Origin of the sequence: Streptomyces sp. XM83C, from assembly GCF_023072675.1 — a bacterium.
Taxonomy (GTDB): domain Bacteria; phylum Actinomycetota; class Actinomycetes; order Streptomycetales; family Streptomycetaceae; genus Streptomyces; species Streptomyces thermocoprophilus.
Window position 1 is genome coordinate 1 of sequence record NZ_JALLGL010000161.1, and the last position, 14,377, is coordinate 14,377.

10 protein-coding genes and 1 tRNA gene are annotated in these 14,377 nt (G+C 70.8%); 6 read left to right on the plus strand and 5 right to left on the minus strand.

Features of this window, described 5'->3' with window-relative positions:
- Nucleotides 1-160: 160 nt before the first annotated feature.
- Nucleotides 161-844, minus strand: a complete 684-nt coding sequence (locus MTQ10_RS18645) for a hypothetical protein (RefSeq protein ID WP_247469520.1) — start codon at nt 842-844, stop codon at nt 161-163.
- Between the two features lie 362 nt (nt 845-1,206).
- Between MTQ10_RS18645 and MTQ10_RS18650 the strand changes: the two genes are divergently transcribed.
- From MTQ10_RS18650 to MTQ10_RS18665, 4 genes are all read left to right on the plus strand, one after another.
- Nucleotides 1,207-3,348 carry an N-6 DNA methylase gene (locus tag MTQ10_RS18650; RefSeq protein ID WP_247469521.1) on the plus strand — a complete coding sequence of 714 codons (2,142 nt, stop codon included), beginning with the start codon at nt 1,207-1,209 and terminating at the stop codon, nt 3,346-3,348.
- 109 nt (nt 3,349-3,457) lie between these two features.
- Complete coding sequence (locus tag MTQ10_RS18655) at nt 3,458-5,449, plus strand: type I restriction-modification system subunit M (RefSeq protein ID WP_247469522.1); 1,992 nt, start codon at nt 3,458-3,460, stop codon at nt 5,447-5,449.
- Nucleotides 5,446-6,789: a restriction endonuclease subunit S gene (locus MTQ10_RS18660; protein ID WP_247469523.1), complete on the plus strand. Its 1,344-nt coding sequence runs from the start codon at nt 5,446-5,448 to the stop codon at nt 6,787-6,789. The genes MTQ10_RS18655 and MTQ10_RS18660 overlap by 4 nt, the downstream gene beginning before the upstream one ends.
- Entirely contained in the window at nt 6,786-9,968 is a 3,183-nt protein-coding gene (locus tag MTQ10_RS18665; protein WP_247469524.1) for a type I restriction endonuclease subunit R, read from the plus strand. The genes MTQ10_RS18660 and MTQ10_RS18665 overlap by 4 nt, the downstream gene beginning before the upstream one ends.
- Before the next feature lie 53 nt (nt 9,969-10,021).
- On the opposite strand, the gene MTQ10_RS18670 is transcribed toward MTQ10_RS18665, so the two are convergent.
- Both MTQ10_RS18670 and MTQ10_RS18675 read right to left on the minus strand, forming a co-directional pair.
- Complete coding sequence (locus MTQ10_RS18670) at nt 10,022-10,228, minus strand: DUF397 domain-containing protein (protein ID WP_247469525.1); 207 nt, start codon at nt 10,226-10,228, stop codon at nt 10,022-10,024.
- Nucleotides 10,225-11,094: a helix-turn-helix domain-containing protein gene (locus MTQ10_RS18675; protein ID WP_374117633.1), complete on the minus strand. Its 870-nt coding sequence runs from the start codon at nt 11,092-11,094 to the stop codon at nt 10,225-10,227. The genes MTQ10_RS18670 and MTQ10_RS18675 overlap by 4 nt, the downstream gene beginning before the upstream one ends.
- 102 nt (nt 11,095-11,196) lie before the next feature.
- On the opposite strand from MTQ10_RS18675, the gene MTQ10_RS18680 reads away from it, so the two are divergent.
- The gene (locus tag MTQ10_RS18680; protein WP_247469527.1) at nt 11,197-11,688 is read left to right on the plus strand and encodes an ATP-binding protein; all 492 of its coding nucleotides are present in this window, start codon (nt 11,197-11,199) and stop codon (nt 11,686-11,688) included.
- A gap of 130 nt (nt 11,689-11,818) precedes the next feature.
- Nucleotides 11,819-13,411: a serine/threonine-protein kinase gene (locus MTQ10_RS18685; protein WP_247469528.1), complete on the plus strand. Its 1,593-nt coding sequence runs from the start codon at nt 11,819-11,821 to the stop codon at nt 13,409-13,411.
- 284 nt (nt 13,412-13,695) lie between these two features.
- On the opposite strand, the gene MTQ10_RS18690 is transcribed toward MTQ10_RS18685, so the two are convergent.
- Nucleotides 13,696-13,783: transfer RNA gene (locus tag MTQ10_RS18690), tRNA-Leu, on the minus strand.
- Nucleotides 13,784-13,881: 98 nt separating this feature from the next.
- Nucleotides 13,882-14,271 carry a MarR family winged helix-turn-helix transcriptional regulator gene (locus tag MTQ10_RS18695; RefSeq protein WP_247469529.1) on the minus strand — a complete coding sequence of 130 codons (390 nt, stop codon included), beginning with the start codon at nt 14,269-14,271 and terminating at the stop codon, nt 13,882-13,884.
- Between the last annotated feature and the right edge of the window lie 106 nt (nt 14,272-14,377).

Sequence of the window (14,377 nt, forward strand, 5' to 3'; positions counted from 1 at the left end):
GGCCACCGGCCACGGGGCGCGGCCGGCGCCCCGGCCGTCCGGCGCGCGTGGACGGCGACGGCACCCGGGGACCGACCGCAGGACGCGGCCGGCGCCCCGGCCGTCCGGCACGCGTGGACGGCGACGGCACCCGCCGGGACCCGGCGCCGATGGGCGGGCCCTACTTCACCTGGCCGGTGAAGATGGCCGTGCGGTACCAGCCGGTGGCGGAGGTGTCGGCCGGGGTGATCTCGATCTGGACGTCCTTGGCGGTCTTCGGGAAGGCACAGGCCTGCTTCCAGGTCTGCGACTTGCCCGGCAGCAGGTGCTTGTCGGGGGTGCCGCCGAAGCCCGCCTCCGAGTCGAAGATCTCCTCCCCGCCGTCCGGGCAGGACAGGCTGATCATGTTCAGGTCCAGGGCGTTCTTGGAGCCGTTCTCCACGGTCACGGAGAAGGCCAGGTAGGCCGTGCCGGACGGGGCGGCCCACTCGCCGGACGTGCCCCGGCTGAAGCCGCCCAGGCGGGCCTTGACGCCGTTGTTCCAGGTGGCGGTCTTGTCCAGCGCGACGGTGAAGCTGTCGCCGCCGGCGTCGTCCTGCGAGCCGGCCGCGTCGTCGGAGTCGGCGGCGTTGTCCCCGGCGCGGCTGTCCTGCGAGGCGCTGACGGTGGCGTTCTTCGGCGTGTTGTCCGTCTCGCCGCCGCCGATGTCGGAGCAGGCGGTCAGGGAGAGGCCGACGGCCGTGGCCGCGAGGGCGAGGAGGGTCCGGCGGGCGCGGGCCAGGGGCGCCACGGGCCGGCCCGCGGTGGGGCGCGGGGCGGACGGGGCGGGAGCGAGCGCGGTGCCGGACAGGTTCGGGTGGTTCATCAGGTCGTTTTCCTTGAGTCGATGGAGTGAGTGTTCGGTCGGAAAGGGGCGGAAACCGGCGGCGGGCACGAGGGCCACGCCGGTCACCGGACGCGGAGAAGCGACAGCCGCGAGAACCCCTGAGCGGCGATGTCTCCTCCCGTTCCGCCGGGGCGGGGACGAGAGAAGGACGGCCGGGCGGGCCGAGCCGGCGAAGGCATGGCTGTGGCAGGACAGATGACACTTCACACGGCGGGCAGACGCTCACCGTCGGAAGCATGAGCATGTAAGCACGAACGTGAAAGCATTGTCCATCAGCTTGCACGAGTTGACGCGTGCTGTAGGGTGTGACCACGCCGACAACATCGGAGCCAGGACACGCCATGCCGCAGCCACCCGCACCATCCGCCCAGGTGACAGCCGCCGAGATCTCCCGTATCGCGGGGGTCACGCGCGCCACTGTCAGCAACTGGCGGCGCCGGCACGACGACTTCCCCGCGCCCTCGGGCGGTACGGACAGCAGTCCCCTGTACGACCTGGAGGAGGTCCGCGCCTGGCTGGCCTCGCGCGGCCAGCACACGGCGGCCACACCCAGTGCCGAACTGCGCACGACCCTGCGTCTGCGTGAGCGCGCCGACGCCGGCACGTCCGATCTGCTCCTGCTGGTGCTGGCCGCGGCCCGCCGCCCCGCAGACGACCTGACCGCACTGCTCGCGCTGCCCGACGACGACCTGGTGAAGCGGGCCGGCGACGCGGCGGCCGAGGCGGCGGACGTCGTACCGGACACCGAACCGGTCCACTGCACCCCCGCCGACGCCCCCGTGCTGCGCGCTCTGCTGCTCTGCGTCCGTGACGAGGGCCCGCAGACGGCGTTGGGTGTCCTCGCGGAGCGGGAGCTGGAGGACAGTGCCGCCAGCGGCGCGTACCGCACGCCCACCGCGCTCGCGGACCTCCTGGCCGGGCTGGTGCCGGGCTCCCCCGCCCGGGTCCTCGACCCCGCCTGCGGCAGCGGCACCCTGCTGACGGCCGCGGCGGCACGCGGCGCACGCGAGCTGTACGGGCAGGACAGCCTTCCGGTCCAGGCGCGCCGCACAGCGGTCGGCCTGACCCTGACCGCCGACGACGGCACCCACGTCACCGTGCGCACGGGTGACAGCCTGCGCGCCGACGCCTTCCCCGACCTCACCGTGGACGCCGTACTGTGCAACCCGCCCTACGGCGACCGGGACTGGGGCCATGACGAGCTGGCCTACGACGCGCGCTGGGCCTACGGCTTCCCGCCGCGCGCCGAGTCCGAACTGGCGTGGGTGCAGCACGCGTTGGCGCATCTGGAGCCGGGCGGCCACGCGGTGCTGCTGCTGCCTCCGGCGACGGCGTCCCGTTCCTCCGGCCGCCGTATCCGCTCCGAGCTGATCCGCAGCGGGGCGCTGCGCGCGGTGGCGTCGCTGCCGCCGGGCGCGGCCATTCCGCTGCACGTCGGGCTACAGGTGTGGGTGCTGCAACGCCCGGACCCCATGCGTCCCGCCCCCCGGACGGTCCTGTTCGTCGACACGGCCGCCGAACCGTCGGCACCGGCACCGGGACGCGGCGCGGGCCGCTCCGGGCCGGTGGACTGGGCGCGGGTCACGGAGCAGATCGTGTCCGCGTGGACGGCGTACGCCGAGAACCCGGAGGGCTTCGAGGCGCGGGCCGGTGTGGCGCGGGCGGTCGGCGTGGTCGACCTGCTCGACGACGTGGTGGACGTGACCCCGGCCCGGCAGGTCCGCGCCTCGCAGGCCGACATCGACCCGCAGGAGCTGGCCCGCGACGCCGCGACGGCCCGCGAAGGGCTGGCGGAGGCGGTACGCGCGGTGGCGGGGCTCGCCGATACGGCGCTGTGGGACGCGGCGGGCGCCAGGGCCCGCGAGTGGCGTACGGCGACCGTGTCGGACCTGGCGCGCGGCGGCGCGCTGAAGGTGCTGCGCACGGTCCCGGTGTCGCCGCGCTCCGAGCAGGCCGAACCGGACAGCGGGGACGCGGACACCGCCGGCGCGGGCCGGCGCCCGGTCCTGACCGGCCGTGACATCAACACCGGCACGGGGCCGACGGGGCAGGCGTCCGACGCCCAGGCGGAGCAGATGCCCGTCATCGCCGAGGGCGACGTCCTGGTACGCGGCCTCGTCGGCGGCAGCGGCCCCATGGCCCGCGTCGCGGGCGACGCGGAGGCGGGCGCCCTCCTCGGGGCGGGCGTCCACCTGTTCCGCCCGGACCCGGCACGCCTGGACCCCTGGTTCCTCCTCGGTTTCCTCAGCTCCGAGGCCAACCTCGCCGGCGCCTCCACCGGCAGCTCCACCCTGCACGTCACGCCCGGCCGGCTGCGCGTACCGCTGCTGCCGCTGGAGGAGCAGCGCCGGTACGGCGCCGCCTTCCGGCACGTCGAGCACCTGCGCGAGCAGGCGCGGCGTGCCCGCGACGCGGCCGAGGATGTGGCGCGGCTCGTGAGCGGGGGGCTCACGGGCGGGCAGTTGGTGCCGAAGTCGTCGTAGCGGCGTGTCCCCCACGCGGCGGACGGGGCCCTGATGTGTCCCCCTCCCGCCGCGCATCGACAGTCGTCCAGTCGTCCGTGACATCCCCGGAAGGGAAACGGAAGAAATCTTGAACAGCAGCAAGCACACGGAGTTGGCGAACCACGCGTGGTCCGTCGCCGACCTCCTGCGGGGGGACTACAAGCAGTCCGACTACGGCAAGGTCATCCTGCCGTTCACGGTGCTGCGGCGGCTGGAGTGCGTGCTGGAACCCACCCGCGACGAGGTCGCGGAGATCGCGGAACAGTACAAGGACACCGACATCGACCCGGACCGCTTCCTGCGCCGGGCCGCGGGCCACTCGTTCTACAACACCTCCCGCCTGACCCTGAAGAAGATCGCCGGTGACCCGCAGAACGCGGCGAAGAACCTCACCGTGTACATCGGCGCGTTCTCCGACAACGCCCGCAGCGTTCTCGACCGCTTCGAGTTCGCCCAGCACATCAGGCGCCTGGACAGCGCGGGGCTGCTGTACAAGGTCATCGGCAAGTTCACCGACCTGGATCTTCGCCCCGAGACCGTGCCCAACCACAACATGGGCTACATCTTCGAGGAGCTGATCCGGCGTTTCGCGGAGCAGTCCAACGAGACCGCAGGTGAGCACTTCACGCCGCGTGAGGTCATTCAGCTGATGGTCCGGCTGCTCGTCGCCCCCGACGGTGACGCCCTGCATCTGCCCGGCGTGGTCCGTACGGTCCTCGACCCGGCGTGCGGCACGGGCGGCATGCTCTCCGCGATGGACGACCTGATCACGGAGATGAACAAGGACGCCACGGTTGAGGTCTACGGCCAGGAACTCAACCCCGAGTCCTGGGCGATCTGCCGCTCCGACCTCATGATCAAGGGCCAGAACCCGGAGAACATCGCCTTCGGCAACTCGTTCTCCGACGACGGCCACGCCCGCAAGACCTTCGACTACATGCTGGCCAACCCGCCGTTCGGCGTGGAGTGGAAGAAGGTCAAGGACGACGTGGAGGCCGAGCACAAGCAGCTCGGCGACGCCGGCCGCTTCGGCGCGGGCCTGCCCCGCATCAACGACGGCTCGCTGCTGTTCCTCCAGCACATGATCGCGAAGATGAAGCCGGTGGACGTCAACGGCGGAGGCGGCTCCCGCATCGCCATCGTCTTCAACGGTTCTCCCTTGTTCACCGGCGCCGCAGGCTCCGGCGAGTCGGAGATCCGCCGCTGGATTCTGGAGAAGGACTGGCTGGAAGGCATCGTGGCCCTGCCGGACCAGCTCTTCTACAACACCGGCATCTCGACGTACTTCTGGATCCTCACCAACCGCAAGAGCCCCGACCACAAGGGCAAGGTCGTCCTCCTCGACGCCCGCGACCAGTGGCGGAAGATGCGCAAGTCCCTCGGCGACAAGCGCAAGGAGCTGGGCAAGGAGCACATCGCCACCGTCGTCGAGCTGTACGGCGAGGCCCTCCAGGTCGCGAAGGACCCGAACCACCCGCTGCACGGCAAGGTGAAGGTCTTCCGCAACGAGGACTTCGGCTACCGGCGCATCACCGTCGAACGCCCGCTGAAGCTGCGCTTCGAGATCACACAGAAGGCGCTGGCCGCGCTGGAGGCGTCCAAGCCGATCCAGAAACTGCCGCAGGCCGCTTACCTGGCGGACGCCTTCAAGTCGCTGATGGGCTCGACCTGGGCCACGAAGCAGGAGGCCTGGCTCGCGCTGAAGGACGCGGTCGTACAGGCCGGCGGTACATGGCCGACGGGAGCGCCGTTCAACAAGGCCCTGCGCGAGATCATCGGCGTCCGCGACCCCGAGGGCGAGGAGCAGCGCGTCAAGGGCGAGCCCGAACCGGACCCGGAGCTGCGGGACTACGAGAACGTGCCGCTCGACGAGGACGTCGAGGACTATCTGGCGCGCGAGGTGCACCCGCATGTGCCGGACGCGTGGATCGACCACGGCAAGACGAAGATCGGGTACGAGATCCCCTTCACCCGGCACTTCTACGTGTACACGCCACCGCGACCGCTGGCGGAGATCGACGCGGAGCTGAAGGCGCTGGAGGCGGAGATCCAGGGGCTGCTGGGCGAGGTGACGCAATGACGGGCGCGGATCAGTGGATTCGCTCGGCACCCGCTCACTGGACTCGTGGGCGTCTGAAGAACCTCGTCGCCTCCTCGGCCAACGGCACCTGGGGCAGTGACCCGGTCGAGGACGGTGACAACGTCCGCTGCGTCCGAGCCGCCGACTTCGACCGGGTGAGCCGTCGCGCGGACCTCACGAACGCGCCGCTGCGCCACGTGGAACCGTCGGCGCTGCCTCAGCACCTGCTGCGCCCCGGTGACCTCGTGCTCGAGAAGTCCGGCGGCGGCGAGAAGCAACCCGTGGGCATGGCTGTGCTGTTCACCGGCACCGAAGCCGCGGTCAGTTCCAACTTCTGTGCGCGCGTCCAGCCGTCCGCCGACGTCGACTCCAGGTTCCTGACCTACGTGTTCGCCGCGGCATACGGGCAGGGACTGACCCAGGCCGCGATCAAGCAGACCACCGGCATCCAGAACCTGGACACAGGGGCGTTCTTCGCGTCGCGCTGGGCGTTCCCCGGCAAGGAGGAGCAGCGCCGCATCGCCGACTTCCTCGATGCCGAGACCGCCCGCATGGACCGCATCGGGAAGGCACGGGAAGCCCAGGCCGTGCTGCTCAGTCTCATGCTGGATCAGCTCGTCGACGGGGCCACCGCCGGCGATGCCGAAACCCTCGAGAAGCTCGGAGTCGATTCCGGCGGTGCGGAGTGGGGGCTCGGCAGGGTGAGCCGCCTGTGCCAGGTCATTCCGGGCTACGCGTTTCCCAGCGAAGGCTTCCTGGACAGCGGCGGTATCCGGCTCCTTCGCGGCATCAACGTCTCCGCGGGTGAGACGTCATGGGACGAAACCGTGCGGTGGGACGAGGAAAAGACGCCCACACCTCAGCGTTTTCATCTGCGTGACGGAGATCTGGTCATCGGCATGGACCGCCCGTGGATCTCCAGCGGCATGCGGATGACCTTCATCTCCCGGAAGGATCTGCCCGCGCTGCTGCTGCAACGGGTCGCGTGCCTTCGGCCCAAGTCCGCCGAGGTGGACATGCGGTACGTCTACTGGAGTCTTCGGTCGTCGAGGTTCCGCCAGGCCGTGGAGGGCGAGCTGACCGGTGTCTCCGTTCCGCATCTCAGCGGTGATCAGATCGGCGGGTTCACCTTCCTCCTCCCGCCGCTCTCCACGCAGCGGGACATCTCGGACGGTCTCTCCACGTACTCGGCACGCATCCGCACGCTGCGCTCGACCATGAGCCGTCAGGCGGAACTGCTCAACGAACGCCGCCAGGCCCTCATCACCGCCGCCGTGACCGGCCGGTTCGACGTCTCCACCGCGACCGGCCGCGACCTCACCGAAGGAGTCTCCGCGTGAGCCCCGTGTACCACGAGTCCGCCTTCGGTGACGCCATCGTCGCCGCCCTCCGCGAGCGCGGCTGGCAGCTGGGGAGCCCGGAGCTGTACGAGGCCGGCCTCGGTCTGTGCCCCAGGGATCTGTTCGGGTTCATCGAGGACACCCAGCCCGAGGAGTGGAGCGAGCTGCTCGCCCACTACGGCGGGAACTCCGCCGACACCGAGCGTGGTTTCGTGAAGAGCCTCGACCGGGCCATAGCCGACGACGGCCTCCTCCACGTCCTCCGCAACGGTGTGAAGGACCGCGGGGTCCGTGTCCGCGTCGCGTACTTCAAGCCCAACCTGGTCCCCCACGAGTCCGTCCTGGACGGCTACCGCGCCAACCGTCTCACCGTCGTCCGTGAACTGCCGTACGCCACCAAGCAGGCCGACCGGGGGCACCGCCTCGACCTGGCCCTGTTCCTCAACGGCATCCCCGTAGCCACCGCCGAGCTGAAGAACCCGCTCACCGGCCAGGGCGTCGAGCAGGCGAAGGAGCAGTACCGCACCGACCGGGACCCGACCGAGCTGATCTTCACGCGCCGCGTGATCGTGAACTTCGCGGTCGACCCGGACCTGGTCTTCGTCACCACGCAACTGCGCGGCACGAAGACCCGTTTCCTGCCGTTCAACACCGGCTCGAACGGACCCGGCCGGCCCGGCGGCGCCGGCAACCCCGCCCCCACCGCCCCCGGCACATACGCGACCTCCTACCTCTGGGAGCAGGTCTGGCAGCGGGACAACTGGCTGGATCTGCTCCAGCGGTTCGTCCACCAGAAGAAGGAGAAGACGCCCGGCGGCGGCACCACCAGGACGACGATCTTCCCCCGCTTCCATCAGTGGGACGTGGTCCGCAGGCTCACCGCGCACGCGTCCGTGCACGGCGCCGGCCAGAACTACCTGATCATGGCGTCGGCCGGGTCCGGCAAGTCGAACACCATCGGGTGGCTGGCCCACCGCCTCAGTGACCTGCACGCCCGCCGGGACCCCGCCGTCCTGCGGCCCGACGCGCTCGCCGACGGCCGTATCAAGCCGGGCGAGCCGGTCTTCGACAAAGTCGTCGTCATCACCGACCGCCGCGCTCTGGACGCGCAGCTGTCGGCGACCGTCGGCAGCTTCTCGCAGACGGACGGCCTGGTCGTGAAGGTCGACGAGAAGCACGGGGCGAAGAGCGAGCAGCTCGCCCGGGCGCTGTCCCGGGAGACCGGCAAGATCGTCACGGTCACGCTGCACTCGTTCCCGGCGCTGCTGGACTACATCAAGCGCAACCCGACCGATATCAAGGGCACCCGTTTCGCGATCATCGTGGACGAGGCGCACTCCTCGCAGTCCGGCGACGCGGCCACCGCCGTGAGATCGGCCCTGCGCGACCTCGGGCTGGACGCCGACTCGGACGACGAGGGCGCGACCACGCTCACCGTCGAGGACCGGCTGAAGGCGAAGGCGGTCGAACGCTCCAAGGCGTCCAACCTTTCCTACTTCGCCTTCACCGCCACCCCGAAGGCCAAGACGCTGGAACTGTTCGGCACACAGGCGGTGGAGAACGGCAAGCCCGTCTACCGGCCCTTCCACACGTACTCCATGCGTCAGGCCATCGAGGAGGGCTTCATCCTCGATCCGCTGCGCAACTACGTCACGTACAAGACGTACTGGCGGCTCGCGAACCTCAACCGCGACGAGAAGGAGGTCGATCCGTCCAAGGCGAACAGCCGGCTGGCCCGGTTCGCGTTGCTGCACGAACACACGGTCTCCCAGCACGCCCAGGTGATCGTCGAGCACTTCGTGCGGCACACCCGCGGCCGGCTCGGCGGCCGGGCCAAGGCCATGGTGGTCACGGCGTCCCGGCAGTCCGCCGTGCAGATGGCCCGCGCCGTCCGCAGCTACATCGCCGACGTCGGGTACGACACCAAATACCCGGACCTCGGCGTCCTCGTCGCCTTCTCCGGCTCCCTCACCGTCGACGGCGAGGAGACCACCGAGAGCAAGGAGAACGGCGGCCTGCCGGAGAGCGCGCTGCCGAAGGCCTTCGCGTACACCCGCGCCGACGACAGGGCCGCGAAGGCCGGCGGGCGGGGGCAGCAGGAGTACCGCATCCTCGTCGTCGCCGAGAAGTACCAGACCGGCTTCGACCAGCCGCTCCTGACGACGATGTACGTCAACAAGACGCTGACCGGCATCGCCGCCGTGCAGACGCTGTCCAGGCTGAACCGGACCGCCGACCGCAAGGCACAGGCCGACCTGGCCGTCCTGGACTTCGTCAACGAGGCCGAGGACATCCAGGACGCGTTCCGCCCGTACTTCGAGGAGGCGCACACCCTGCCCTCCGACCCGAACCTCCTCTACACGGCCCAGAGCCGCGTCATGTCCGCGCCCATCATCTCGGAGCAGGACATGGACCGGTTCGTGACCGCGTACATCGAGGCCGAGTCGAAGGCCGCCGGCTCGCAGGCCAAGTGGGAGAAACTGCACGCCGAGCTGTACCGGCTCCTCTCCCCCGCCGTCACCCGCTTCACCGCACTCCTGGAGAGCGACGACGAGGACGACGTGGAGACGGCCGAGGAGTTCCGGGCACACCTCAACGACTACGTGCGCAAGTACGGCTTCCTCGCGCAGATCGTCCCCTACCGGGACGCCGATCTGGAACGGCTCCACCTCTACGGCCGATACCTGCTGAACCGGCTCCCTCGCCTCGCCGACGGCGGCGTCGACATAGGGGAGGTGGACCTCAGTCACCTGCGCGTGGAGAAGACCGGCGAGCACGACAAGTCTCTCCTGCCCGACGGCCCCGCAGAACTCGAGGGGTTCGGCGACGGCGTGGGCGGCGCCAAGGACGCCGAGAAGTCACTGCTGTCCGAACTGATCGAGAAGTTCAACGCGAAGTTCGGCACCGAGTTCACGGACGAGGACGTCCTCCCCGCCTTCAACGCCACGAAGAAAGACCCGAAGGTGCGGGCCGCCGCCCTCGTCAACGACGAGGAGAACTTCGGCGTCGTCTTCGACAAGAAGTTCGAGGAGAACATGATGGACCATGTCTCCACCATCGACACGCTCGGCAAGCGGTACTTCGGCACCGACCGGGACTTCAAGTCCAACCTCGACCGCAGCGCCCGCCGCGCGGCCTGGCGGATGATCCGACGCGAGGAGGGCCTGGACGACTTCTGACAGCGCCTGGGGCACCCGCACGGTGCCGGTGCCCCAGGGCGCGCCGGTCGGCGTCAGCCGCGCGCGGCCAGCTCCACGAACGCGGACCAGGCCCTCGGCCCGAGCGACAGGACAGGTCCGGCGGGGGCCTTCGAGTCGCGGACCAGTACGGCGCCGGGGGCGGCGGCCACCTCCACGCATTCACCGCCGTTGCCCGTGCTGTAGCTGCTCTTGAACCATGCAACATCGCCTACAGACGGCTCGGTCCGCTGGGCGTTCATGTCTCTCCCATCAGTTGCGCGATGAACGCTGCCGACTCGCTCGGGGTCAGCGCTTGTGAGCGGAGAGTGCCATAACGTGCTTCCAGCGTACGTACATACTTGGCGTCTGTATGCAGACGGCTGTGGTCCTGCACTTCGGCGTACGCGATTCGTTGATCGTCATCAGTGTCGATCAAGGTGAAGGGGCCCCCGAGCGCGCCGTGGTCGACTCGTGCAGTCGGCATGACCTGGATCTCGACGTTCCGGGCCTGCCCGACGAGCAGGATGTGCTCCAGCGTCTCCCGCAGGATCTGCGCTCCGCCGAGCGGCCTTCTGAGGACCGCTTCCTCGATGACGAAGCTCATCAGCGGTGCCGGCCGACGGTTGAAGACCTCCTGCCGCTGCAAGCGCGCCGCAAGCCCTTCCTCGATCGCCTCATCACTGAGGAGAGGGCGTTCCATGTGGAAGACCGCTCGGGCGTAGGCCTCGGTCTGCAACAGGCCCGGTACGGCGTATACGGCATACACGTTCAGCGCGGACGCCTTCGCTTCGAGCCTGGCGGCATCCTGGAAGAAGAGTGGAAAGCGTGCCCGGCCGACCTCGTCCTTCAGAGCGATCAACACCCCACCCGCATCGAGCACTTCGTCGGCCTGCTCGATGAACTTGGGCTGCGGCACCCGGCGCCCCTGCTCGTACGACGCGATCGTGTCCGGTGAATACCCGACGCGTTGGCCGAACTCCGCACGGTCGAGTCCCGCCCGGATCCGCATCAACTTCAGCTGTCGCCCGAATGCCCCGAGCAGCCCACGGCCGCCCCCGTCATCGTTGCGCCGCTGCTCCGGTACTTCGCCGTTCTCGCTCAACTCCGCACCCCACTTCTCACACATGCGGCGTACGACCCCGTACACCGACCCCGCCCCCAGGTACGCCCCGCCCTGTGAGCGCGCCGCCCCTGGTCACCGTATGCCACACGCGGCGACTCTGCGTGCATGAACCGAACGGAACAACCCGCACCGGCGACCCCCGTGCACGCCTGCTTCACCCTCCGTTTCAGCTCGACGCCGCGAGGTGCGCGGCTGGCGCGCCGACTGTGCGCGGAGCGGCTGCACGCGTGGGGGGTGCCGTACGGCGGTGAGGGGCACGATGTGCTGACGTTGCTCGTGTCCGAGCTGGCGACGAACGCCGTCACGCACGGCCATGTCTCCGGGCGGGACTTCCGCGTCCATCTCCTCGCCTTCACCGTGCCTGGCTCGGGGGCGCTGACCGTCCGTGCCGAGGTCACCGACACGCGGGGCGACCGGCTTCCCGAGCCCGCGTCCGCGCAGGGTGCCGGCGGTGACGGCACCGGAGGGCGTGGGCTGCTGCTGGTGGATGCGCTGGCCGACCGGTGGGGGTGGGGGCCGCGCCCGGAGGGGCCGGGCAAGACGGTGTGGGCCGAGTACACGGTGCGGATCGGGCCGCCGTCGGCGCCGGTGGCTTGATGCGGCCTGTCCGGTGCGTCCCCGCAGAGGATGCTGCTGGACGTGGTGATCGCTTTCCGGGGAGACTGGCCGCGATCGACGTGGCTCGGCGGACGGGCGAGCACGAGGGCAGGACGCGGTGCGGGGAAAGGTGCCGGACAGACCGATCGCGGGCCGCTACGAGCTGCTGGAGCCGCTCGGTCACGGCGGCATGGGCGATGTGTGGCGGGGCTACGACGCCGTGCTGGACCGTCCGGTGGCGGTGAAACGGATCCGGCCGCAGGCCGTGGCCGCCACCCCGCAGTTGACGGAGGAGCTGGAGCGGCGTTTCCGGCGCGAGGCGCGGGTCACGGCCCGTGTCCGGCATCCGGGCGTGCCGCAGGTGTACGACGCGGTGCTCGACAGAGGTCACGAACATCTGTGCCTCGTGATGGAGCTGGTGGAGGGTGTCCCCCTCACCCGGTATGTGAGCGAGGAGCGGCCCCTGCCGGTCAGCTGGGCGGTGGCGGTCGCCGCGCAGGTCACGACCGTGCTGTCGTACGCGCACGACGTGCCCGTGGTGCACCGGGACCTGAAGCCGTCGAACGTCCTGGTCACGCGGGACGGCACGGTGAAGGTGCTGGACTTCGGTGTGGCGGCGATCCTGCGGACCGATGTGACCAGGCTGACGGCGTCCGGGCGGCCCATCGGGACACACCGGTACATGGCGCCTGAGCAGGTGCGCGGCACGCGGGTCTCGCCGCGCACCGACCTGTACGCGCTGGGGTGCGTACTGCACGAACTGCTGTGCGGCAAGCCTGTGTTCGGCGCGGGGAGCGACTTCGAGCTGATGGAGCGGCATGTGCGGGCCGCGCCGACGCCGCTGCGGCGGCTGCGGGCCGACGTACCGGAGGAGCTGGAGGCGCTGGTCCTGCATCTGCTCCGCAAGGCGCCGGAGGCCCGGCCGGCGGATGTGCAGGAGGTGTACGACCGGCTGGTGCCGTTCCTGCCGGCGCCCGGGGAGTCGTCCGCGCTCGGGGAGGCCGGGCCGCCGGGCGCGCCGGACCCGACCGGCCTGTACCGGCGGCCGTACGCGCCGCGCGCCCGCGCGCAGAGCCTCCCGCGGCCGGCGGCGGACGCGGCGGCGGCCGGTCAGGACGCCGGGCAGGTGATGTCGCCGCCCGACCGGGAGCTGTTGAGGGCCCGGTTGCGGGAGGTCGACGGGCAGTACATCGCGCTGATGGCGGAGGAGCGCTACACGCAGGCAGCGGAGGTCGCCGGTGAGATGGTGGAGCCGCTGGCGCGGGCGCTGGGCGCGGAGAACAAGGCCGTGCTGCGGCTGCGGCGGCGGCGCGCGATCAGTCGGCAGCTGGCGGGCGACCACCGGGCGGCGCTGGCGGAGTTCGAGGCGCTGGCGGAGGCGTACGGCCGTATCAACGGGCCCACCGGTGAGGAGGCCCGCGACTGCCGCGCCCAGGCGGCCCGCTGCCGCGGGGAGCTGGGCCAGGTGACGGAGGCGCTGGCGGAGCTGAAAGCCGTGCTCGACGTGGAGCGGGCCGTGGAGAGCGACGTCAGCGACGCGGCCGTGGAGCTGCGCCGCGACATCGGCATGCTGCTCCTGGGACAGGGCGAGCCGCACGAGGCGCTCGCCTGTCTCGAGGTCCTGTACGAGGACGTGCTGCTCGTCCACGGCCCGGGCCACGACGTGGCGGAGGAGGTCGCGGAGGTGCTGTCGATGCTGCGCCGGGAACTCGGTGCCGGCTGAGCCGCCGCCGGCCGGTGCCGGAGGGCGGCCCGGCCCAGGGCTCGTAGCGCCTCGCACGCACCGGCGACGTCCGCTTGCGGTTCGGCGGACAGCAGAGCGGCCTCGGCGAGGCGGCCGGGGTCGACGGCGTCGGGCGTCGGTCTCGCCGGTGAGGTCGTGGTGGGCGCGGGCCGCCGTCGGCCGGGTCCGACAATGCGGGGGTCCGCTGCGGCGGAAGCGACCCACCCGCCCGTCGCGCGTCAGCGGCAAGAACAGAAAAACCCCAGATCAACTGGGGTTTTTGCTGGTGTCCGAGGGGGGACTTGAACCCCCACGCCCGATAAAGGGCACTAGCACCTCAAGCTAGCGCGTCTGCCATTCCGCCACCCGGACGAGGTGTGCGTCGGTCGCGGGGGTGTTCCCCCGCGGCGACACGCACAACCATACCAAGGTTTCGCAGTGCGTTTCACCTGCGTATCTGTGCCGTGCGGTCAGTGGGGAGGGGTGGCTGCGGCGAGCCGGCGCAGGGCGCGGATCAGGGTGGCCGCCGTGTCCTCGTCCAGGGCGGCGAGGAAGCGGGTCTCGGCAGCCCGGTGGGCGTCCTGCGCGCGGCGCAGGCACTCCCTGCCCGCCGGGGTGAGGTCGATCAGGTTGCGGCGGCGGTCCGCGGGGCTGCGGCGGCGTCGTACCAGGCCGTGGTCCTCCAGGCCGTCCGGCAGCGCGGACAGGGTGGTGCGGTCGAGGCCCAGGTGGTGTGCGGCCCCGGACTGGGGCAGCGGGGCGGTGTCGGCGAGCGCCGTGAGGAGGGCGAGGTCCTGGGCGTCGACGCCGTGCCGGGCCAGGGCCTCGGCGGATGCCCTGGATGCTCCTATGGCTGTCAAGCCGCTGGAGCCAGGTCGGTTTGAGTGATTCGTTCGGTCGGTGTGCTGGTCAGGGCCCGGTAGACCTCGCGGGCCACGAAGCGTTTGAGGCAGCGCATGATGTCCT